The following is a 21222-nucleotide window of genomic DNA, read 5'->3' on the forward strand; positions in this document are numbered from 1 at the left end:
CTCACTTCTCCTTCTTGGCGCCGTAGCGGCTCCGGGCCTGCTTGCGGTTCTTCACGCCCTGGGTGTCGAGCGAGCCGCGAATGATCTTGTAACGAACACCGGGGAGGTCCTTCACACGACCGCCGCGGACGAGCACGATCGAGTGCTCCTGAAGGTTGTGGCCGACACCCGGGATGTAAGCGGTGACCTCGACGCCGGAGGAGAGGCGCACACGGGCGACCTTCCGGAGGGCGGAGTTCGGCTTCTTCGGGGTGGTGGTGTAGACGCGCGTGCAGACGCCACGGCGCTGCGGCGATCCCTTGAGGGCAGGCGTCTTCGACTTCGTCGCCTTGTCCTCGCGGCCCTTACGGACCAGCTGGTTGATGGTGGGCACCTGGTGGTTCCCCTTCTTTTCTGCTCTCACGACGCGGCGCTCTGCCGCGAAGGATCCAATCGTGTGCGTCCAGGTGGTGCGATACCAACTGGTCCCGCCTAGCCCCCGAGGTCGGGCGTGTCGCCCCTACCTCAACAGCATGAAGACGGATCTTTCGAACCGAATCCCCACTGAGGGCGTCGAGCCCGGGTCCGAGACCCTTTTCTCGAGCTTGTTCCGGGCACGCGCGACGGCCTGGTTGTCCCAGACACGCTTCAGAGGCTACCCGGCGGCCTGAGAGGGGGTCAAAACGGCCCGGATACCACCTCGGAGGGCAGCCAGGACGAGCACCCCCAGAAGCGTACCGAACAGGACCAGGGCGCCACTGGCGTAGAGGGTCGTGCGGGCACCGAAGTGCTCGCCGATGAAACCGACCAGTGGGGCACCCAGCGGGGTGCCGCCCATCAGGACGGTCATGTAGATCGCCATCACGCGGCCGCGGAACACCGGGGCCGCCTCGGTCTGCATGGTGGCGTTGCAGGCGTTGAGGACCGTGATGGTGCAGAACCCGACCAGCGGGCCGGTCAGGGCGAAGAGGGCGTACGTCGGCATGAACCCGGACACGATGATGGAGAGCCCGAACCCGGTCGCCGCGGTCACGATCAGGCGCAGGGGGATCCGGGTGCGGCGGGCACCGAGCAGCGCGCCGGAGAGCGAGCCGATCGCCAGGACGGTGCCGAGCAGGCCGTACTCGCTCGCGCCCTTGCCGAACTCCTCGGTCGCCATCAGGGCCGAGGTGATCGGGAAGTTCGCACCGAACGTGCCGACGAAGAAGACGATCACGAGGACCATCACCATCTTGGGCTGGGTGCGGATGTAGGCCAGCCCTTCACGCAGCATCCCGCGGCGCCGGGCGACAGGGTCCGGCGAGTGGAGCTCTGCGGTGTTCATCCGCTGCAGCTGGGCGATCACCGCGAGATAGGAGACCGCGTTGACGAGGATGACCCAGCCGGTCGCCTGAGGTCCGCTGCCCAGCCAACCGATCAGGAGCCCGGCGAGCGCCGGCCCGACCAGCCGGGCGAGGTTGAACGAGGCGGAGTTGAGGCCGACCGCGTTGGTGACGTCGTCGGGGTCGACCATCTCGGAGACGAACGACTGCCGGCCCGGTCCGTCGAAGGCGGCACCGGTGCCGAAGAGGAAGGCGATCGCGTAGACCATCCACACCTCGGCGTGGCCGCTGACGGCCAGGACACCGAGGAGCAGCGACATCAGCGCCATCCAGCCCTGGGCCGCCTGCAGCAGACGGCGCTTGGGGAAGCGGTCGGCGATGACCCCGGCATAGGGGCTCAGCAGAAGGATGGGGAGGAACTGCAGCCCGGTGGTGATGCCGAGCGCCGCTCCCCCACCGCCGAGACTCAGGACCAACCAGTCCTGGGCGATGCGTTGCATCCAGGTGCCGACATTGGAGACGACACTCCCGGCCAGGTAGAGACGGTAGTTGTGGCTGCGCAGCGAACGGAACGTGGGACTCAACTGGTGGCTATTCTCTCCATGATCGAAGCGGCTGTACGGATGGCGGCGAGCTCGTCCGCATCGAGGTCGACGAGCTGCTGGGCGAGCCAGGCGTCCCGGCTCAGGCGGTCCTTGCGTACGGTGCGGCGGCCCTTGTCGGTGATCGAGACCAGCACCTGACGACGGTCGGTCTCCCCCGGGCGGCGCACGACGTAGCCGCCCTCCTCGAGGAAGTTGACCATCCGGGTCATGCTGGGCGGCTGGACGCGCTCGCGCGCGGCGAGGGCACCGAGGGTCATCTCGTCGTTGGCGTAGAGCGCGCCGAGCACCGCCATCGACCCCAGCGAGAGGTCGTTGTCGGGGTGGCGCTCGTTGGCCAGGCGGCGTCGCATCCGCATGACGGAGGTACGCAGCACGGAGGCGACCTCGGGGATGTCCGAGGTCGTCTCGACGGCGGTGACGGGCTGTGCGGTAGGCATGACGGTAAGCATAACTGCTTACCGTCGCTAACTATTCCCGGGAAACTCCGGGTCGTCGACCGGCTCTGCGCCGGTCAGGTCTGGCCGGTGGACCAGGCCGGTGGGCCAGGTCAGGACATCGCGGCGAGCATCAGGATCTCGTCGCGGCTGTAGCTGCGGCCGGGGTGGGCCTCCGCGAGGTGCGCCTGCACCTTCTCGACGAGCTCGTCGTCGGTCTCGGTGCGGAAGTTCTCGCCGCAGGGGCAGCGGAGCGAAGCCATCAGGGACCTCCCAGATCGTCGGGCCGTGCCGAGCACCGCTCGGCATCCCCAGACTATCGCCCGCCCAAGGGCTACTAGGGTTGGGGCTCATGAGCGACCAGTACCGCGACGACGACTACGCCGGCAGCTACGCGGAGCAGCCGTACGACGCGTACCAGGACGACTACTACGCCGAGGACGGCGGCTACCCGCAGGAGTACGCCTACGACGCGCCGCCGGTCGAGCCGGCTGCCCCCGTGACGCCGGAGCCGAAGATCGAGCTCGTCGACCAGGACGGCATCCGCGCCTTCGAGCTCGCCACGCTCGGCTGGCTGGTCGGGTTCGTCGCGCTGCTCCCCTTCTGGGGGCTGCTCAACGACCGCGGCTGGACCTGGTGGATCTGGACCTGCCTGGCCGCGTTCGGGATCGGCGCGATCGGGATCGAGCTGACCCGGCGTCGCAAGGCCCGTCGGCTGCGCGCCGAGGGCCTCGCCTAGAAGGCTGGCTCAGAAGGTCTCGACGTCGTTGCTGACCGTGTCGAACACCGGGTCGGGCAGCGGCTGCGGCTCGTGCTTCTTCGCCAGCCGCACCTCGGAGTGCGCACCGCACCCGTGGTTGAGGCTGACCACCTTGCCGTCGTCGTTGGCGTCGCCGTTGGCGCAGACCCCGAAGCTGGTGGCGAGGTGGCCGGTCAGCCGGACCAGGAAGCCACAACTGTGGCACTGGTCGGGAGCGGCCTGCGCGAGCGGGGCCTCGGGGCCGCCGTCACCGGCGTACCAACGCTCGGCGGCGGCATCGAAGCCGGTGGGCGAGAGGGTGCGCACCCGGCCCAGACCGAGATCCTTGGCGACCTCGCGCACCTGCGCCTTCTCCTCGGCGTCGAGCGGGTCGTCGCCGAAGGCGTACGTCGGGACCAGTCGGGCGTCGTCGTCCTCGACCGGGAGCAGGTCGCCGGGCGAGAGGTCGCCGGGCTTGATCCGGTCGCGGTAGGGCACCCAGGCCGGCGCGACGATCGCGGCGTCGCCGGGGACGAGGACGATCTCGTTGATCGTCACGGGGGCTTCGACTCCGAAGCCCGAGCCCTCCAGGGTGGGCACGGTGACGAGCGTGACCGACCAGTGCCAGCCGACATATCCCTTGCGGGTGCAGGCGAACAGGTGGGTCACGACGCCCGGACCGGCACCCTTCTCGACAACATGGCCGAGATGGTCTCCGACGTCAGCAGCTGGCACGTCGGACAGGAGCGCGGAGCGGGCCTCGTCGACGGCAGCGACGGCCGTCGCATCGGCGTACGGGGTCGTGATCACGGACCACATCTTCACCCACAGGCGCCTCAGGTTCCACTTCGGGGTCACCTTGCGCCACCACAACCTGAACTTCCGCACAACGCGTCATCCTCCCAGACCCGCACCGCTACTGCACAGTCACGGCACGCCTCGAAATCGCAGCGCCCGCCGCAGCTGGGCTGCGGCGGGCGCTGGTGTGGCTAGATCACTGCAGAGGTCACTGCAGAGCGCGCGTGGAGACCATCGAGAGGACGTACTCGACGAGCGAGATCAGCGTCGCCTTCGTCGACTGGCGGTCACGGGCGTCGCAGGTGACGATCGGAATGTCCGGGCGCAGGGCCAGGGCCTCCCGGATCTGCTCGGGCTTGTAGGCCTGGTTGGCCCCGAAGACGTTGTGAGCGACGACGAACGGCACGTTGCGGGACTCGAAGTAGTCGATCGCACCGAAGGAGTCGGCGAGACGACGGGTGTCGATGAGCACCACAGCGCCGATGGCACCCTGGGTGAGGTCGTCCCACATGAACCAGAAACGGTTCTGACCGGGCGTGCCGAACAGGTAGAGGATCAGGTCGGAGTCGAGGGAGACTCGCCCGAAGTCCATCGCGACCGTGGTCGTCTTCTTGTTGGGCACGGCGGAGAGGTCGTCGACGCCGGCGGTCGCCTGCGTCATCACGGCCTCGGTCGTCAGGGGGACGATCTCCGAGACGGAGCCCACGAAGGTCGTCTTGCCCACGCCGAACCCGCCGGCGATGACGATCTTCGCAGACATGGTCGCCTGCTTGGAGTCGGTGGTCACTGCATTACTCCTGTCAAAGCTTCCTCAGGCCGGACAGCACGCGCTCGAGGAGAGCGGTGTCCGGGGCGTCCGGGACCTTGCTGGCGTGCACCTGCACCACGCCGCGCTCCGCAAGGTCACCGATCAGGACACGGGCGACACCCAGGGGCACCCGGATGAGCGCCGCGACCTCAGCGACGGAACGGCTCTCGCGGCAGAGCTCAGCGATCGTCCGCTCCTCCGGCGACCGGACGTAGCCGTCGATCACGTAGCGGTCGGTGATCACCAGGGCTTCCATCGGGAAGACGCGTTTGGGTTGCGTGCGGCCACGAGTCAGGGCGTAAGGCCTGACCAGGGGCGGCGGTTCGGATGCGTGGTTGCTCACGATCTCGGTCCTAGGGTCGGGGCACTGATCAGGCGCCGGTTCTGGTATCGGGGGTGAGGGCGGTGGCAACACGCGAGATCAACAGCTGCATCTGGTAGCCAACCTGTCCCAGATCGCAGTCGGGGGCGGCGAGGGCAGCAAGGCTGGAACCCTCACCAACCGCCATGAGGACCAGATAGCCACCGTCCATCTCGATGACCATCTGCTGGACATTACCCGCCGCGAAGCACCGAGCTGCTCCCTGGGTAAGACTCGTGAGACCGGAGGCGATCGCCGAGAGCTGGTCGGCCCGGTCCGGGGGGAAGTCGACGGAGCTGGCCATCGGCATGCCATCAGCCGACACCAAGATCGCGTGAGCGATGTCAGGGGTGCGCTGGGTCAGGCTGTCGACAAGCCAGTCCAGTCCTGCGGGGGCCGTTGTCACTGCTGCTCCTCACCTTCGGGGTTGCTTTCCGCCTCAGCGGGGTTGTTGCGGGCGCGGCTGACGCCCTTCTGGAAGCTGGACATGCCACGGGTGCGGCGCGCGTCCATGTTACGCGGACCTGATGTCGGTGGTGTGACCGCTGGGGCCGCTCCTGGGATCAGGTTCTGACCCGGGACACGGACGGGCAGGCCACCTTGGGTGACGGTCGCCGGCTCCTGCTCCTGCAACTGCTCCAGCTCCTGCGCCCGGCGCCAGCCCTCGTCGCCCGGGGAGGACCAGCTGACCGGGGTGGTCGGCTCGTCGTCCTGCGCGGGCTGCTCCTCGGCCTGCTGCTCCGCACCGGAGGGCGCCGGAGCGGCGTCGGGCTTGGGGGCCTTGCCGGCCCTGGCGTTGGGGGCTGCGAGCGGGTCGCTGAGCGGGTCGCCCTTGGCCTCCATCGCACGGCGCGCGCCGAGCGGGCGTCGACGGGTGAACCACTCGGACTGGAGATCGTCGAAGATCGAGCTGCCCTCGTCATCGAGGATCGGGACCTCGGTGGTCGAGTCGAGCGGGTTCGGCGAGTCGGTCGGCTCCGGAGCCATCGGACCCATCGGGCCCGGGGCGATCGCGTCACCGGCGGGACCGAACGGGTCGTCGTCGGGACCGAAGCCCGGAGGCGGCGTACGCGGCGTGGTGCGCTCGTTGGGACGCTCGAAGGTGCGGAACGCGCCGGTGTCGGTGCCGAACGGGCTGCCGCCCTGGGCGCCGGGGTCGCGTCGCGGCAGGTCGCCGGACTCGGTGTTCGGGTCGAAGCGACCGTCGGGGAAGCGCGCGGCCAGATCCTCGGCCTTGCGCACCGGCAGCATGTTGGACAGGAAGTTCTGCTGCGGGCCGCTCGACTGGGCGGGCTGCTGCGGCGGCTGCGCCGGCTGCTGGCCACCACCGAACGGGTCGCCGCCGTACTGCGGCTGACCGCCGCTGAACTGCTGCGGCTGAGCCGGGAAGCTGCCCGTGCGCGAGGTCGGACCCTCGAAGCCCGGGTCACCCGGCATCGGCGGCACGGCACCGTAGGCGGGCTGCTGGCCCGTGTGCGGTCCGGTCTGACCGAAGCCGTTGTGCTGACCGGACTGGCCGTTGGCGCCCTGCTGCTGGAAGGTGCCGGTGCCGTTGTTGGCCAGGTTGGGGTGGTTGGAGGCCCCTGGCGTGCGGCTCGGCAGCGCCGGGGGCGCGGCCGCAGAGGCCGCGGGGGCCTCCGGCGCCGGCAGCGCACCGACGGGGACGTCGTAGGGGTTGCCACCTGCGTACGGCTGAGCGTCGTAGGCCGGCATCCCGTACTGCATCTCGTAGGGCAGCTCGCCCGTGGTCGGGTAACCGCCGGTCTGCTGACCGTAGCCACCCTGGAAGGCGTAGGCGTCGAAGCCCTGCTGCTGCTCCGCTGGGGCCTCGGCGTGGGCGCCGACGATCGTGGTGACAGGCATCTCGACTCGCGCGACCACACCGCGGGGGCGGTTGGGGACGAGCTCGATGTAGAGGCCGTGACGCGCCGCCAGGCGCGCGACCACGACCAGACCCATCATCCGGGCGACGTCGGCGTCGAGGCCGGTCGCACGGCGCAGCTTCATGTTGGCCGCGTCGAGCTCTTCCGGCGTCATCCCGATGCCGAGGTCCTCGATCTCGACCAGCAGCGGCGCGGCGGGGCCGGCGCGGAAGGTGCGGATCGTCACCGCGGTGTCGGGCGGGGAGAAGTTGGTGGCGTTCTCGATGAGCTCCGCGAGCAGGTGCACGAGGTCACCCGCGATCGCGCCCTCGAACTCGGCGTTCTCCTCGGAGTCGATGTCGACCCGGGCGAACTGCTCGATCTCGGAGGCGGCCGCACGGAGCACGTCGAGAACCGGCACCGGACCACGGGCCGCGTGGCCGATCTCGCCACCGGCGAGGACCAGCAGCGACTCGTCGTTGCGGCGCATCCGGGTCGCCAGGTGGTCGAGGCGGAACAGGTTCGCGAGGTCGTCGGGGTCCTGCTCGTTGGCCTCGAGCTGGTCGATGAGCTGGAGCTGGCGCTCGACGAGGCTCTGCGAACGGCGGGAGAGGTTCATGAACATCTTGTCGACGTTCGTACGCAGCTCGGCCTGCTCGCCCGCCAGCCGGATCGCCTCGACGTGGACCGCGTCGAAGGCGTCCGCGACGTCACCGATCTCGTCTCGGCGGGCGATGTCCAGCGGTTCCACATGGGTGTCGACCGGGCCTTCGGCCTGGTTCATGTAGGCGACTCGCTCGGGCAGGTCGTGGTTGGCCAGGTTGTAGGCCAGGCGACGCAGCTGGCTCAGCGGCGAGAGGATCGAGCGGGCCGCGACCAGACCGACGGCGAGCGCGAAGATCAGGACGCCGAGGACCAGGATGCCGATGATGATGGCGTCGCGGGTCGCGTCCTGCTTGATCTGCTCGACGTCGTCACTGATCTCCTGCGCGGTCGCGACGATCATCTTCTGCAGACCGCGGATGTACTGGGTGCTGACCTCGGTGTATTCGTCGGGGGTCATCTTGACCCGCTCGATGCTGCCGCTGGAGATCACCTGGTTGACGACCCGGTGGGCCGGGGCGCCGATGGAGCCCTGTTCGGTGGTCTCGTTGGTGAGCTCGTCGAGCATCTGGCGGATCTCGTCGGAGGTCTTGACGTAGTAGTCCGCGGTGGAGAGACGCCACTTGGCCTCGGCGCGGGCGAGCTCGGCGAACTCCTCGTCCTTGAGGATGTCCTCGGTGGACTTCCCGTTCTTCTGCGCGATCGCCTTGGCGCTCAGCGCCTTCATCATGATGACGCGCTCGGTGCCCATCGCCTCCGAGGCGGGACGCACGTTGCCGATCGCCGAGATCTTGGAGAAGACCTCGTCGTTCTCCAGCGTCGGCATCTGCGCCGAGATGCCGAAGAGGTTGTTCATCACCGTGGTGTAGGCCAGCTGGGCCTCGACCTGGGTGTCCTTCTGCTGGATCTGCGAACGCAGGTCGTCGATGCCGTTCAGCGCCTGCTGGATCTCGACGATGCTGTTCTCGAGGTCCTTGTCCTCGCCGGCGTCGATCTCCTTCGCCTTGGCGCTCCAGGCCTCGATCGACTCGTCGGTCTTCTGCTGCAGCGGCCGCATGACGATGTCCGGGACACCGCCCAGCGCACCGTCGCGCTCGAACAGGATGTTGATCGCGAGGTTGTAGGTGTCAGGCAGGGCCTGGGCGACGGTCTCGGCCTGGCGTGCTTCCGCCTGGGCTGAGAGGGCGCGCGAAATGCTCAACCCGCCGAACACCATCGCCGCGATGGTCGGGATGAGCAGCACGAAGATCAGGCGCGCTCGAATTCCCTGCCAGGGCTTGCGTTCCGTGCGGTGGGTTGTGCTTGCGTATGGCTCGGCCATTACTCCCTCTCGTGGCCTGTCACATCATTCCCGAGCGAGGCGTCCGCCCACAGTGGCGCACACCTCAGTCCCCCGCCGCGAAGTCTGCTGGCACCCGGGCGTGCCTGTCTGCAGTCTTTGGCGACGTAAACTTACGTCATAAGTGGTCTCGATTACCAATGGTGTACGAAATCATTTGCAAATCTATGGAGGGGTAGGCGGGAGTATATGCCCCGCCGACGCGAGGGACGAGACGGCGAGCCTCCGTGGACGCCACCGAGGCCCTCGGGGTGCCCGTGGGGGGAATACCTCGCGCGTCTCTGGGCGGCGAGGACTAGGCTCTCCCGCGTCGGCCGTCACAGTCGCCGGGCGACGTACGTCTGGAGCGCTGATGCGCGAGGAAGGGGCAAGCTGCCGTGCCTACTGGCAAGGTCAAGTGGTTCGACGCCACCAAGGGCTTCGGGTTTCTGTCGCAGGACGACGGTCCGGACGTCTACGTCCACGCCGACGCGCTCCCCGAGGGTGTCGCCAAGACCTTGAAGGCCGGCACCCGGGTGGAGTTCGGCATCGCCCAGGGCCGCCGCGGTGAGCAGGCGCTCTCGGTGACCGTCCTCGAGCGCACCCCCTCCGTCTCCGGCCGCCAGCGCGCCGCCAAGCGGCGCAAGCCGGAGGAGATGGAGCTGATCGTCGAGAACGTCATCAAGCTCCTCGACGACATCCGCGACGGCTACGCCCAAGGCCGCCCGCCCACGCGCGAGCTGGCCAAGAAGGTCTCCCCCGCGCTGCGTCAGATCGCAGACGAGTTCGAGCTCTGAGTCGCTGGATCCAGGGCCGTCAGATCCAGCTGAGCTCGGGGATCAGGGTCTGGATGCCGACCGCCAGGCCGGCGACGTTGACCACGAGCAGGCCGAGGATCCACAGCACGGAGGGCACGCCGGTCAGACGGGCCAGCTGATCGGGGTCGGAGCCGCGACGGCCGCGCTCGCCCCTGCCGAGGAGCTCCAGCAGCGGCCTCGGCGAGGCGAGCAGGAGCAGCCAGGTGACCAGGGTGGCGGCGATGGTCTGCGTGCGGCCGTCGGCATACCAGCTGATCGCGCCCAGTGCGGCGCCGAGCACCAGCAGGACGAGCAGGCCGTAGCCGTTGCGTACCCACAGCAGCAGCACGAGCATCGCCGCCACCAGCAGCCACAGCAGTCCCAGGGCATGGCCCGCGGCGAGCATGGTCGCGCTGAGCAGGCCGAGGAGCGCCGGGGCGAGGTAGCCGGCGGCAAGCATCGCCACCATCCCCGGACCTGTCGGTTTACCGCGCGAGAGCGTGACGCCGGAGGTGTCGGAGTGGAGCTTGATCCCGGCCAGCCGCCGGCCGACCAGGACCGCGACGACCGCATGGCCGGCCTCGTGGACCACGGTGACGCCGAGGCGTACGGTCCGCCAGGACGTACGCCACACCACCAGCGCCAGGGCGAGGAGGCCGGCTCCGATCAGCCAGGGGGCTTCGGGGACGGTCTGGGTCGCGGTGATCGTGTCCCAGAAATCGCTCACCTCGCCGCCCTCTGGTTCATCGAGCCGGAGCGGAAGCCCCGGGGGTCGATCTCCGCGATGGGAAATCCTGCGTCGGTCACGGTCTTGAGCACCTCGTCGGCATGGTCGGGGTCGAGAGGCAGGAGGGTAGCCGACAGCTCCACCGTCGCCTTCTCCCCGTGGTCACGCACCCGCAGGTCGACCCGGGCGGCGTCATGGCCGCGGGCGGCCAGCACGCTGCGTACGCCCTGCTCCGCTCTCTCCACGCGCGCGAGGCGCCGCGGCGTGACCTCGAGGCCGTAGGCGATCCGGCTGGAGAGGCAGGCGGCGGCCGGCTTGTCCCAGGTGGTCAGGCCCCAGCGGCGCGATGCCTCGCGGATCTCGTCCTTGGTCAGACCGGCGTCCCTGAGCGGGGTGATCGCGCCGCGCTCGGCGGCCGCACGGATGCCGGGACGCAGCCCGTTGAGCCCTTCGATCGCGTCGTCGGCGTTGGTGCCGGTGGCGACGTGGGCCAGACCGAGCTCACGTGCCAGCGGGGTGAGGGTGTCGAGCAGCTCCGCCTTGCAGAAGAAGCACCGGTCGGTGCCGTTGGCGCGGTAGCCCTCCCGCTCCATCTCGTGGGTGCGCGGGGTGATCAGGCGTACGCCGAGTCTGTCGGCGAACTCGGCGGCCGGGTCGCGCTCGGCGATCGGCAGACTGTGTGAGTAACCCGTCGCGGCGGCGACGTTGTCGCTGGTCAGCGCCCTGGTCGCGGCCGCCAGCAGGAAGGCGCTGTCGGCGCCACCGGAGTAGGCGACCAGCACGCTCCCCCGCGCTCGGAGATCGGCGTCTAGGGCATCGAGCCGTCGGTCGAGGTCGGACACGCCTCGACCCTATCGGCGGGCTCCAGCCGTGTTGCGGGATCCGCGCATGACCAGGAGCACGATCCCGAGGACGAGGATCAGCACGGCGAGAACGCCCAGGACGACCACGGTGAGCACCATGCCGACGAGCGCCGCGCGCGTCGCATCGTGCTTCGCCGACCGGGTCTCTGCGACGATCTCGTCGGCGGACGCCATCAGCACCTCGTGCAGCTCACGCATGAACCCGGTGCTGGCCTCGGTGAAGGCGTCCGGGGTCATGCGGACCGCGGCGACGTCGCCGTCTGCGACGACCTGGTTGACGGCCTGATGCACCGGGACCCCGACCGCCCCGTCCTCGGACGTGTCGGCAGTGATCCGGTCGAGGGCCTCACGCTGCTGATCGGAGGTCTTGGCGTAGAAGTCGGCCAGCCCGGCTCGGACGGCGGCCTCCGCCTCGGTCAGGGCGGTCAGGTCGCCAGCGCTGATCGGCCCGGCTTCGCGGGCTCGGGTCTTCGGCAGCGTGGCGGTCATGATCTTCCGCTCCGTGCCCAGCGACTCCCAGACCTGAGGCATCTTGTCGAACGCCTCGGCCCGTGAGTCGGCTCGGCCCTCCGCCGCGGGCACGTGGGTGGCGACGGCGAACAGCTCGCCGGCCAGCTCGGTGAACGGTTTCTGCATCGTGCTGGGATCGGCGTCCGCCTGCGCCCGGACCTCGTCGATGCCTTCGATCCCACGCGTGATCGCATCGAGCCGCGCGGCCAGCTCCTCGTCGTCTCGGCTGTCGATCTCCGCCGCCACCTCGAGCCACGCGGTCGCGGCCAGGTCGGTGGACTGTCGGACCGGACGAAGGACCAGCGGAGGTACGCCGGCCGAGACGGCCTCTCGCTCGAAGCTCACGGTGTAGGCCAGGTCGACCGACACCGGCAGCGTCTCGGCGATCGCCTCGGCCCGTCGGGACTCCTCGTTCTGGGCGAGCGCGCGGGACACGGCCAGTGCTCCGAGGACGCCGACGACGAGAGCGACGACGATCACCAGGATCAGTGCTACGCCGACGATCCGAACGCCCTTCGATGCGGGCGGACGGGTCGGCGCGTCGAGCGTGCCTGTCATGGGGTTCCTCGCTTCGGTACGGGTGCCGAACACTAGAGCAGGAGCAGCGCAGCGCGCCCGCGAATTCTCGATAGCGAGGGTCGCTGGGCCTCGTCTGGATAAGGTCGAAGCATGGGGGCAGAGCTGGAGGCATCGACCGATTCGGGCCGACGGCCGCGAGGCCTGCTGGGGTCGATCGCCGAGATCCTGATCATCGCGGTGACCGCGATCCTGCTCGCGCTGCTGATCAAGACGTTCCTCGCCCAGGCCTTCTACATCCCCTCCGAGTCGATGCAGCCCGGGCTCGAGATCAACGACCGGGTGCTGGTCGAGAAGCCGTCCTACTGGTTCGGCGGCACCCCCGAGCGCGGCGACGTGGTCGTCTTCGCCGACCCGGGCGACTGGCTCTCCACCAACCAGGTCGCCCCGCCGCCGTCCGGCTTCCGAGCCGTGCTCGCCAAGATCGGGCTCTACCCGACCGGCGACCACCTGGTGAAGCGGGTCATCGGGGTCGGCGGCGACACCGTCGAATGCTGCGAGTCGGGTCGGGTCGTGGTCAACGGGACGCCGCTGGACGAGACACCGTTCATCGCTCCCACCGACACCTGCAACGGGCCGATGGCGCAGGACAACGGGGCGTACGTCAAGGGCGGCTGCCGCGGTTGGAAGGCCGTCGTCCCGGAGGGCCACCTCTTCGTGATGGGCGATAACCGGGAGAACTCGGCCGACTCGTCCTTCCACCTCTGCAGCCCCGAGCGGCAGGAGTCGGGTGACGACGCCTGCGACCGAGCCTTCGTACCCGTCTCCGACGTCGTCGGACGCGTCGCCCTGGTCTTCTGGCCCACCGACCGGTTCGGTCTCGAGCACCGCCCCGAGACCTTCGACTCCGTCGACTGAGGGACCCTGCCGAGGCGTCAGCCCGGTCGGGCGAGGCGTCAGCCCGGTCGGACGAGACGTCAACCCCGTCGCCCGACACGTCAACCCCGCCGGACGGGACGTCATCTGCGTGACGTCTCGCCCGACGTAGGCGACGTCTCGCCCGACGTAGGCGACGTCTCGCCCGACGTGGGTGACGCTTCGGCCGACGGGGGTGACCTCTCGGCAGGGTGGGGTTCGCTCAGGCCTCGCGGACGACGTCCATGGTGCGGTCGCCGAACTTGACCTTGTCGCCGTGGACGAGAGCGGCGGGGCGGCGGGCGCCGAGGGCTCGGGCCGCTCCCTGACGGATCAGGGTGGTGCCGTTGGTGGAGCCGCGGTCCATAACGACGAGCGTGCCGTCGGCGGCGACCTGGAACTGAGCGTGGGTCTTGGACAGCGACATGTCGCTCGAGGAGAGCGCCACCCGGTGGGAGACGTCCTCGCCCGGGCGAGGCTCGGGGCCGCGGCCCACGATGGCCAGGCCCTCGACGACGAAGCTCTGGCCGGTGTCGAAGGTGACCCGCCAGCGGGCCGTCGCCGCGGGCGGCGGCGCGGGAGCGGGAGGTGCCGGCGGGGCGGGCTGCAGCACCGGCGGAGCGGGCGGGGCGGGCTGCAGCACCGGCGGAGCGGGCGGGGCGGGTGGTGCGGGAGTGGGCGGCGCCGGGGTGGCCGGCGACGGGGTCGGCGGCGCGGGCGGCGTCTGCGGCGTCTGTCGGGCGACCTGACCCGGGACCTGGGTCGGAGCCTCCTGGGCCGCCTTCGCCGCCGCGGCCTGGTCCGCCGCAGCCCGAGCGGCAGGACTCTGCGTCGGGGCGGCCGGGGTCTGCGGCCGCTCGGCCGGCTCAGGGGTCGCCTCGGCCTGCTTGAGGCGCATGGTGGTCAGGTTGACGATGCGGCGCGGCGCGGGCGCCTCCTCCTCCGCCTCGACGACGGGCGCAGGACGTACGTCGACCACGACCGAGCCCGCACGGCGGTCGTGCCAGCCCTGCCGCCGGCCGCGCTCGTCCATCGCCGCGACCCAGGCGAAGGTGGCGGTGCCGATGCCGAGCGTCGGGATCGTGCAGAGACCGAGCAGGGCCTGGCGTACGAACGCCTTGCCGACGCCGATGGGACGGCCCGCGGCTCCGGAGTCATCGCTGACCACGCGGAGCCCGAGGGCCATCTTGCCGGGGGTCTTGCCCCCGGAGCCGGTGAGGATGGTGCCGACCAGCCAGACCACCAGCACCACGCCGGCGATCAGGCCGATGCCGGGCAGCGGGTTGTCGTTGCGGAAGAAGACCAGCCACGCGACGAAGCCCGCTGCAGCGAAGATCGCCCAGGCGATCACACGGTCGATGGCGAACGCGTAGAACCGGCGGTCCGGCTCTGCGATCGCGGCCTCGGCCGCAGGTGCAGGTGCAGGTGCCGGAAAGCCGGCAACGCTCATGCCGCCGCCTCCGAGCAAGAGAACGGCGGCACGAGCGAGACCGGGTGGATCATGGGTTGGTCACCCGGATCGTCAGGCTGTCACCGAGGTCGATGACGGCACCCGGCATGAGCTGGACGGGTACGCCGGGGCGCAGGTCCTCCGGGCCGAGGCCGGGCTGGACCAGGACGGTGCCGTTGGTCGAGCCGAGGTCGGTGACCACGGCGGCACCGTGGTCGACCCCGGCACCCGGACGGATCTCGCAGTGGGTCGAGGAGATCTCCTGGTGAGGGCTCGGCACGGTGACGAGCATCGGCTGCTCGGTCGGCGTGAACCGGCTCGCCTCGGGCGCACGGCCGACGAGGACGACACGGTCGACCTCGACGCGGTCGCCGCTGGAGAACTCCAGACGCGCGACCGGGTAGGCGGTCACCTTCGGGGCCTCGGGCTGGCCGGGGATGCCAGCGAGACCCGCGTTGAGGTCCTCACCCACACCGACGCGGGTCAGACCGTCGTGGTCGTCCTCGTCGGGGTTGGGCTCTTCCCACACGGGCTCGTCGTGGGTCTCCGGAGCCGGCGGCACCGGCGGGGCCGGAGGACCGGGCGGAGCCGGGAACGCCGGCGGGGCCGGAGGAGCCGGCGGGATGTCGGTCGGAGCGTCCGTCGGCCCGTCCACGGACGGCGGACCGTCGATCAGCCCCTCGGCCTGCGCCTCCTCGTAGGGAGGCGGCGGCGCGTCCACCGGCGGCGGCGGAGGCGTCAGCGGCGGCGGGGGCGGGACCGGCGGCGGCCCGAACTCGGGCGGCCGAGCGGACTCCGGCTCGTCGTGGGCAGGCACCTCGTCGGCCGGGGCGTGAGACTCGTCGGCCTGCGGCTCGTCGTAGGAGTCCCCCTCGACGGCCTGCAGCACCTCGGTCTCGGCCTCGGAGGAGACCTCCGCGTCGTCGACCGGGTCAGGGGTGACGGCGGAGGAACCGAACGACGACGCCACCGCAGCGGCGTGCTCGTCGCTGGCGTAGTCGTCCTCGTAGCCCCGGCTGGTCGACTCGGGGTAGTCCTGGTCACCGGCGTCCTCTTCTGGGGCCGCCGGCATCTCGAACGCCTCGGTCGGCTCGGTCAGGTCGTCGTGGCGCGGGGCCGGCGCCTCGCCGGACTCCTCGCCGCGGTTGACCGAGATCGGCTCGTCCGAGTCGGCGTCGGAGTCGGAGCCGAGACCCGGCAGGTCGCCCGAGACCGGGATCGGCGGCACGACCGAGAGCGAGGGCGGAGCCGCGGCCGGCTCGTCCTCGGCGAGGCCCTGCTCCTCGGCGGCCTCGGCGTAGTCGTCCTCCGGCAGCGGGTCGCTGAGCGGGTCGGCCGGCGCCGGCTCGTCCACGCTGTCGTCCACGCTGTCGTCCAGGCTGTCGTCCAGGCTGTCGTCCAGGCCGTCGTCGACGTCGGTGTCCTCGGGACCCTCCTCGACGGCCACCGGGGCGCCGACGAACCCGGCGCGGCTGGCCGGCGAGTCGTCCAGAGCCGACTCCGGGGCGGGCGGCGGAACCTCCAGGCCCGAGACCCGCAGCAGACCGCCGAGGGCCGTCATCGGCTCACCGGTGGCGCCCTCCTCACCGAGCGAGACGGACATCCGGGTGACACCCTCGAGAGTGCGCTCGACCCACGTCTTCGACGACGAGCCGTCGACCTCGACGAGGCCCTCACCGGCCTCGAAGGAGACCACCGAGGGACCGCGCACGACCGTGCGTACGCTGCCTCCGTCAGGCGTCACGTCCCCCGAGATGAGGACGAAGCCGGGCAACGAGCTCAACCCGGTCGCGACGAGCGCGTCGAGCACCTCGTCGAACCCGGCGCCGTCGTCGACGAGCGCCCACAGGGCGCCCGCGCGGCTCTTCTCCGAGGGCGGGAGCAGCACCGTCGCGCTCTCACCGATGATGCCGAACCATGTGCCCGGCGTGTAGGACGTGCTTGCGATGGTTCCTTGCTCACTCATGGCAGCACTCCTAGCTTCTGCTCCATACTCACCCTTTGTTGCTCCGAGTCATACGGGTTCTCCTCGGTCAATCCCATCACATCGACCACGATCGCGGTGGCGTTGTCCCGGCCACCTGCCTCGACCGCGGCGGCGACGAGCTTCTCGGCCGTGTCGCGGGCATCGGTGTCCTTGGCGGAGAGGATGTCCGCGATCTCGGGATCCGAGATCATTCCGCTGACACCGTCCGAGCAGAGCATCAGCCGAGCGCCCACGGGGAGCGTCACCTGGAAGATGTCGGGGACGGCCGGCGCCATGCCGCCGAGCGCCCGGGTGACGACGTTGCGCTCGGGGTGGTTCTCGGCCTGCTCACGGGTGATCTGACCGGCGTCGACCAGCTCCTGGACCAGGCTGTGGTCGCGGCTGAGCTGGCTCAACGTACCGTCGAAGTATCGGTAGATGCGCGAGTCGCCGACGTTGAGCAGGATCCACAGCGGGCTGCTCCCGCCGTCTGCGACCAGCGCGGCCGCGCAGGTGGTGCCGGACTGGTAGTCGGAGGCCCCGCGCGAGCGCTGCTCGAGCGCGAAGGCCACGATCCGGTCCTGGGCGGCCTGGAGGGCCTCGACCATCGCCTGGCTGCCGGACTCGGAGGCGTAGTGGGTGCCGCCGAGCTTGGCGAACTCCTGGATCACCATCTCGCTGGCGATGTCCCCACCGTCGTGGCCGCCCATACCGTCGGCGACGACGAACACCGGTGGCTCGGCCACGTGGGAGTCCTCGTTGACCTTCCGCACCTGGCCGACGTCTGTCGCCGCCCCGTGCGCGATCACTACTTTCCTGGACATCTCGCCCCCTAGGCCTGACGGGATAGCGTGATGCCGATGGACACAGGCTTCCGCTCACTCGCAGACCAGTTGCGCTCTTGGCCTACTGAGCGCATCTCACGCCTGCTTCTTGCTCGTCCTGATCTCGCCACGCCGTCCCCTCATGACTCCGGCCAACTCGCCGCCCGAGCAGCCACTCGCACATCTTTGCACTCCGCGCTGGATGACCTTAGCCATCTCGAGCTGATTGTGCTCGATGCCGTTGTCCTCGCGAATCAAACCACCAAAGTTCACTTATCTTCCATGCTGAATGCCGAAGAGGACGCTGCGACACGGGCACTTTCTCATCTGGAGGACACGTGTCTGGTGTGGCACTCCCTCGACGGCCTCCGCGCAGTGACGGGCGTCTCGGCACTGCTGCGCGGCTCACCGGGCACGTCAGGGCTGCAGCCGTTCGGCTCTGACCAGCAAGAAGAAGTCGTACGCCGCCTGGCGGCCGTCTCCGCCGAGGCTCGCGCGATGCTCGAGGCCGTCGACGCCGGCGGCGGGCAGGCCTCTTCCTCCCGCGCGCGCACGCGTGTGTCGGTGGACGAGGCGGCCGGGCCGGCCGAGGAGCTGATCGCCCGGGGTCTGCTGGTCCCTTCGGGCGAGGGGATGCTGACGCTTCCCGGTGAGGTCGGTCTGGCGCTGCGCGGCGGGTGGACGACCGTCGACCGTGCCGACGTGCCGCCGACGCTGCCGACCTCCTCGCGAGCCGCGACGTCGGTCGACCGGGCCGCTGCCGGTGCTGCGTTCGAGCTCGTCCGCAACCTCGAGCTGCTCCTCGACGCCTGGGGCGTCGCGCCGCCTCGCTCGCTGCGTGGCGGGACCGGTCTGACGGTGCGTGACCTGAAGGCGACCGCCGAGCGGCTCCACGTCTCCGAGCCCACCGCGGCCCTGCTGATCGAGGTCGCCTGGTCGTCGGGACTGCTCGCGCTCGGCACCGACGAGGAGGGTGACCCGTCGTGGATGCCGACCGACCTCTTCGACCGCTGGCTCCAGCAGCCGCTCGCCGCCCGGTGGGCCCACGTGGCCGGGGCCTGGCTGGGTTCACCACGGCTGCCCGGGCTCGTCGGCCAGCGCGACCCTGCCGGGAAGACCTGGAACGCGCTGGCGCCCGATCTGGCCGGCGCGTCAGCCGCCGACACCCGCCGGGTCACGCTGCGCCTCCTCGCCGACCTTCCCGATGGCGAGGTGCTCGCCGCCGGCACCGGACCGGCCGCGGTCGTGGCCCGGCTCGCCTGGGAGCGGCCACGTCGCCTGCGCACCCGCACCGAGTCGCGCGAGGCGATGGTCGACTGGACGCTCACCGAGGCCGAGACGCTCGGCCTGGGCGCGTTCGGTGGGCTGGCTGCCCACGGTCGGCTGCTGGTGGCCGGCGAGGACCCCGTCCCAGCACTGGATGCGCTGCTGCCGGAGCCCGTCGACCATGTGCTGCTCCAGGGTGACCTGACCGCGGTCGCGCCGGGACCGCTCGAGCCAGTGCTGGCCCGCACACTGGCCGTGGTGGGTGCCGTCGAGTCCCACGGCGGCGCCACGGTCTACCGGTTCACCAAGGAGTCGGTGCGCCGGGCGATGGACCGCGGCTGGACCGCCACCGAGATCCACGCGTTCCTTGCCGCCGCCTCCCGCACGCCCGTCCCGCAGGCGCTGACCTATCTGGTCGACGACACCGCGCGCACGTTCGGGACGGTGCGGGTCGGGCTCGCCGCGGCGTACCTGCGCAGCGACGACGAGGCGTCTCTCGCCGAGCTGGTCGCCCACCCCGCGGCGGAGTCGCTCGGGCTGCGCCGACTGGCACCGACGGTCGTCATCAGCACGGTCGCGCTCGACGCGCTCCTCCCCCGCCTGCGCGAGCTCGGCATGGCCCCCGTCGTCGAGGCGCCGGACGGGTCGGTCCACGTGGCCCGACCCGATGCCAAGCGCGCCAAGGACCGCAACGCCCAGCGGCCGGCCGGCGCCGAGGAGGCCCATGCCGCCGCCCGCGCGGCCGCCGTCGCGGCCCGGGTCAAGGCGGGCGACGAGACGGCGTCGTCGCGGCCCGCGCCGCCCGAGCCGGCCTCGACGATGGCGATCCTGCACGAGGCCATCGACGCTCGCGAGCAGGTGGTGATCTCCTACGTCGACGGCCGCGGGGTCGCCGGCGAGGCGCGCGTCGAGCCCGTCGGTCTCGACGGCGGATCGCTGGCGGCCCGGGTCGAGGGCGACGTACGCGCCTTCGCCCTCTCCCGGATCAGGGGCGTCCGCCCCGCAGAGTGAGCCTCAGAACGGGTACGCCTGGATCTGCGACTGCACCGTCACCCACTGGGTCTCGGTGAAGGCCTCGACGTTGGCCTCGTGGCCGCCGAACCTGGCTCCCGTGCCGGACGCCCCGATGCCTCCGAACGGCGCCTGGGCCTCGTCGCCGACGGTCTGGTCGTTGACGTGCACGATGCCGCTCGGGATGCGGTCGGCCAGCTCGTAGCCCGCGAACGGGTCAGCGGTGAGGATGCCGACCGAGAGGCCGTAGTCACTGCGCCGGACCAGGTCGACCGCCTCGTCGACGGTCTCGAACCGGGTCACCGGCGCGACCGGCCCGAAGATCTCCTCGGCGAACGCGGGATGGTCCGGGGTCACCCCCGAGAGCACGGTCGGCCGGTAGAAGAGGCCCTGGTAGGTCCCGCCCGTCTCCAGCCGTGCGCCGGCCTCCACCGACGCCGTGACCAGCGCGTGCACCTTGTCGCGCTGGCCGGCGTCGATGACCGGGCCGAGAGGCGCGCCGGTCGTGGGATCGCCCACGGGGATGGCGGCGGCCTTCGCGGCCAGGGTCGCGACGTACTCGTCGTAGACCTCGGCGTGAACCAGGTGACGACCGGTGGTCATGCAGATCTGGCCCTGGTGGAGGAAGGAGCCCCAGGCGCCGGCTGAGGCCGCCGCGGCGACGTCGACGCCCGGCATGACGATCATGGCGTTGTTGCCGCCGAGCTCGAGGTGGGCGCGCTTGAGCAGTCGGCCGGCGCGCTCGCCGATGATCCGTCCTGCCTCGGTCGAGCCGGTGAAGGAGATGACCGGTACGTCCGGGTGCTCGACGAGCGCAGAGCCAGCCTCGACCCGGCCCGGGACGACCGCCAGGAGCCCCGCCGGGAGACCGGCCTCCTCCATGAGCGCGGCGAGGAAGAGCCCACCGCCCACGCTCGTGCGGGGATCGGGCTTGAGCACCACCGCGTTGCCGAGCGCGAGCGCCGGGAAGACGGAGCGGGCGGCCAGGATCGCCGGGAAGTTGAACGGCGAGATCACGCCGACCACACCCACCGGACGGTGGCGGGCCAGGCTCAGCCGCGGCTGGGAGGTCTGGAGCAGCTGACCGTAGGGCACCAGAGCGGTGGCGGCAGCGTGGTGGAGCTCGTCGGCGACCAGCCCAGCCTCGAACGCGGCCTTGCCCTGGCCGGACCCGGCCTCACGGACGAGCCAGTCGACGAGCACGTCCTGGTGCTCGGTGAGGACCGCGGCCGCCCGGCGCATCACCTCGGCACGCGCCGCGGCCGGACGCGCTGCCCACTCGCGCTGCGCCTCGGCGGCGAGGCTCACCGCCCGGTCGACGTCGGCGGCGCCGCCGGAGGCCAGCGAGGCGATCGCGTCGCCCCTCGCCGGCGCGGAGACCTCGAGCTCGTCGCTCAGCGGCACCCAACCGCCGACGTATGCCCTCCCGGTCCACTGGTCCTGGTCGAAGAAACCCATCACAATCCCTCTCTGGGTCCGAGGGGCAACCGCGGCCGGTCCGGGTCGCCCACGCCGAGGCTACGGTGATCGGCGACGTCGGAACCGACG

General features: G+C 70.8%; 20 protein-coding genes. 4 read left to right on the forward strand and 16 right to left on the reverse strand.

All coding sequences use genetic code 11. The annotated features are described in order from the left end of the window. Position 1 precedes the first annotated feature (1 nt). From rpsL to IEY81_RS11855, 4 genes are all read right to left on the reverse strand, one after another. A complete protein-coding gene (gene rpsL, locus IEY81_RS11840; RefSeq protein ID WP_008360965.1) occupies positions 2–373 on the reverse strand; it encodes a 30S ribosomal protein S12 in 372 nt (123 codons plus the stop codon). A gap of 261 nt (positions 374–634) precedes the next feature. Then, on the reverse strand, positions 635–1885 hold the full coding sequence (locus IEY81_RS11845) for an MFS transporter (RefSeq protein WP_189118684.1): 1251 nt from the start codon (positions 1883–1885) through the stop codon (positions 635–637). Further along, positions 1882–2343: a MarR family winged helix-turn-helix transcriptional regulator gene (locus tag IEY81_RS11850; RefSeq protein ID WP_229787751.1), complete on the reverse strand. Its 462-nt coding sequence runs from the start codon at positions 2341–2343 to the stop codon at positions 1882–1884. The genes IEY81_RS11845 and IEY81_RS11850 overlap by 4 nt, the downstream gene beginning before the upstream one ends. Before the next feature lie 110 nt (positions 2344–2453). After that, entirely contained in the window at positions 2454–2603 is a 150-nt protein-coding gene (locus tag IEY81_RS11855; protein ID WP_229787752.1) for a DUF1059 domain-containing protein, read from the reverse strand. A gap of 89 nt (positions 2604–2692) precedes the next feature. Between IEY81_RS11855 and IEY81_RS11860 the strand changes: the two genes are divergently transcribed. Beyond that, the gene (locus tag IEY81_RS11860) at positions 2693–3079 is read left to right on the forward strand and encodes a DUF2530 domain-containing protein (protein ID WP_189118686.1); all 387 of its coding nucleotides are present in this window, start codon (positions 2693–2695) and stop codon (positions 3077–3079) included. A gap of 9 nt (positions 3080–3088) precedes the next feature. Here the strand turns inward: IEY81_RS11860 and IEY81_RS11865 are convergent, their stop codons facing one another. The 5 genes from IEY81_RS11865 to IEY81_RS11885 all read right to left on the reverse strand — a co-directional run bounded on the left by IEY81_RS11865 (position 3089) and on the right by IEY81_RS11885 (position 8754). Beyond that, complete coding sequence (locus tag IEY81_RS11865) at positions 3089–3967, reverse strand: DUF3027 domain-containing protein (RefSeq protein ID WP_229787754.1); 879 nt, start codon at positions 3965–3967, stop codon at positions 3089–3091. 118 nt (positions 3968–4085) lie between these two features. Continuing rightward, a complete protein-coding gene (locus IEY81_RS11870; protein WP_008360949.1) occupies positions 4086–4664 on the reverse strand; it encodes a GTP-binding protein in 579 nt (192 codons plus the stop codon). Between the two features lie 13 nt (positions 4665–4677). Continuing rightward, positions 4678–5100 (reverse strand): DUF742 domain-containing protein, encoded by a 423-nt coding sequence (locus IEY81_RS11875; protein ID WP_306341456.1) that lies wholly within the window; start codon positions 5098–5100, stop codon positions 4678–4680. Further along, complete coding sequence (locus tag IEY81_RS11880; RefSeq protein ID WP_008360946.1) at positions 5057–5452, reverse strand: roadblock/LC7 domain-containing protein; 396 nt, start codon at positions 5450–5452, stop codon at positions 5057–5059. Before IEY81_RS11880 ends, IEY81_RS11875 begins: the two co-directional genes overlap by 44 nt. Beyond that, positions 5449–8754, reverse strand: coding sequence for a HAMP domain-containing sensor histidine kinase (locus tag IEY81_RS11885; protein ID WP_189118687.1), 3306 nt, complete (start codon positions 8752–8754; stop codon positions 5449–5451). The genes IEY81_RS11880 and IEY81_RS11885 overlap by 4 nt, the downstream gene beginning before the upstream one ends. Positions 8755–9227: 473 nt before the next feature. On the opposite strand from IEY81_RS11885, the gene IEY81_RS11890 reads away from it, so the two are divergent. Next, a complete protein-coding gene (locus IEY81_RS11890; RefSeq protein WP_189118688.1) occupies positions 9228–9626 on the forward strand; it encodes a cold-shock protein in 399 nt (132 codons plus the stop codon). Between the two features lie 19 nt (positions 9627–9645). Here the strand turns inward: IEY81_RS11890 and IEY81_RS11895 are convergent, their stop codons facing one another. Genes IEY81_RS11895 through IEY81_RS11905 form a run of 3 tightly spaced genes read right to left on the reverse strand, consistent with a single transcriptional unit; the run spans position 9646 to position 12284 of the window. Beyond that, the gene (locus IEY81_RS11895) at positions 9646–10353 is read right to left on the reverse strand and encodes a M50 family metallopeptidase (protein ID WP_189118689.1); all 708 of its coding nucleotides are present in this window, start codon (positions 10351–10353) and stop codon (positions 9646–9648) included. After that, the gene (gene larE, locus IEY81_RS11900; protein ID WP_229787756.1) at positions 10350–11195 is read right to left on the reverse strand and encodes an ATP-dependent sacrificial sulfur transferase LarE; all 846 of its coding nucleotides are present in this window, start codon (positions 11193–11195) and stop codon (positions 10350–10352) included. Before larE ends, IEY81_RS11895 begins: the two co-directional genes overlap by 4 nt. A gap of 9 nt (positions 11196–11204) precedes the next feature. After that, positions 11205–12284, reverse strand: a complete 1080-nt coding sequence (locus IEY81_RS11905) for a nitrate- and nitrite sensing domain-containing protein (RefSeq protein ID WP_189118690.1) — start codon at positions 12282–12284, stop codon at positions 11205–11207. 111 nt (positions 12285–12395) lie between these two features. Here IEY81_RS11905 and lepB point away from each other — a divergent pair, with 111 nt between their 5' ends. After that, positions 12396–13160, forward strand: coding sequence for a signal peptidase I (gene lepB, locus IEY81_RS11910; RefSeq protein ID WP_189118691.1), 765 nt, complete (start codon positions 12396–12398; stop codon positions 13158–13160). A 220-nt stretch (positions 13161–13380) separates the two neighbouring features. Here lepB and IEY81_RS11915 read toward each other — a convergent pair whose 3' ends face one another. The 3 genes from IEY81_RS11915 to IEY81_RS11925 are packed head-to-tail and all read right to left on the reverse strand — an operon-like array spanning position 13381 to position 17397. Then, complete coding sequence (locus IEY81_RS11915; RefSeq protein ID WP_189118692.1) at positions 13381–14607, reverse strand: RDD family protein; 1227 nt, start codon at positions 14605–14607, stop codon at positions 13381–13383. Between the two features lie 49 nt (positions 14608–14656). After that, the gene (locus tag IEY81_RS11920) at positions 14657–16573 is read right to left on the reverse strand and encodes an FHA domain-containing protein (protein ID WP_189118693.1); all 1917 of its coding nucleotides are present in this window, start codon (positions 16571–16573) and stop codon (positions 14657–14659) included. After that, positions 16570–17397: a PP2C family protein-serine/threonine phosphatase gene (locus IEY81_RS11925; RefSeq protein ID WP_189118694.1), complete on the reverse strand. Its 828-nt coding sequence runs from the start codon at positions 17395–17397 to the stop codon at positions 16570–16572. Before IEY81_RS11925 ends, IEY81_RS11920 begins: the two co-directional genes overlap by 4 nt. A 345-nt stretch (positions 17398–17742) precedes the next feature. Here IEY81_RS11925 and IEY81_RS11930 point away from each other — a divergent pair, with 345 nt between their 5' ends. Next, complete coding sequence (locus IEY81_RS11930; protein ID WP_229787758.1) at positions 17743–19674, forward strand: helicase-associated domain-containing protein; 1932 nt, start codon at positions 17743–17745, stop codon at positions 19672–19674. A 3-nt stretch (positions 19675–19677) separates the two neighbouring features. Here IEY81_RS11930 and IEY81_RS11935 read toward each other — a convergent pair whose 3' ends face one another. Beyond that, on the reverse strand, positions 19678–21132 hold the full coding sequence (locus tag IEY81_RS11935) for an aldehyde dehydrogenase family protein (protein WP_189118696.1): 1455 nt from the start codon (positions 21130–21132) through the stop codon (positions 19678–19680). Positions 21133–21222 lie beyond the last annotated feature (90 nt).

Source organism: Nocardioides luteus, from assembly GCF_014648595.1.
Classification (GTDB): domain Bacteria; phylum Actinomycetota; class Actinomycetes; order Propionibacteriales; family Nocardioidaceae; genus Nocardioides; species Nocardioides luteus.

Bases quoted from the DNA above. Each gene is read 5' to 3' on its own strand.
- IEY81_RS11850 (WP_229787751.1), bottom strand. From the start codon at position 2,343: ATGCCTACCGCACAGCCCGTCACCGCCGTCGAGACGACCTCGGACATC.
- IEY81_RS11855 (WP_229787752.1), bottom strand. From the start codon at position 2,603: ATGGCTTCGCTCCGCTGCCCCTGCGGCGAGAACTTCCGCACCGAGACC.
- IEY81_RS11860 (WP_189118686.1), top strand. From the start codon at position 2,693: ATGAGCGACCAGTACCGCGACGACGACTACGCCGGCAGCTACGCGGAG.
- IEY81_RS11905 (WP_189118690.1), bottom strand. From the start codon at position 12,284: ATGACAGGCACGCTCGACGCGCCGACCCGTCCGCCCGCATCGAAGGGC.
- lepB (WP_189118691.1), top strand. From the start codon at position 12,396: ATGGGGGCAGAGCTGGAGGCATCGACCGATTCGGGCCGACGGCCGCGA.
- IEY81_RS11915 (WP_189118692.1), bottom strand. From the start codon at position 14,607: ATGAGCGTTGCCGGCTTTCCGGCACCTGCACCTGCACCTGCGGCCGAG.
- IEY81_RS11920 (WP_189118693.1), bottom strand. From the start codon at position 16,573: ATGAGTGAGCAAGGAACCATCGCAAGCACGTCCTACACGCCGGGCACA.
- IEY81_RS11925 (WP_189118694.1), bottom strand. From the start codon at position 17,397: ATGTCCAGGAAAGTAGTGATCGCGCACGGGGCGGCGACAGACGTCGGC.
- IEY81_RS11935 (WP_189118696.1), bottom strand. From the start codon at position 21,132: ATGGGTTTCTTCGACCAGGACCAGTGGACCGGGAGGGCATACGTCGGC.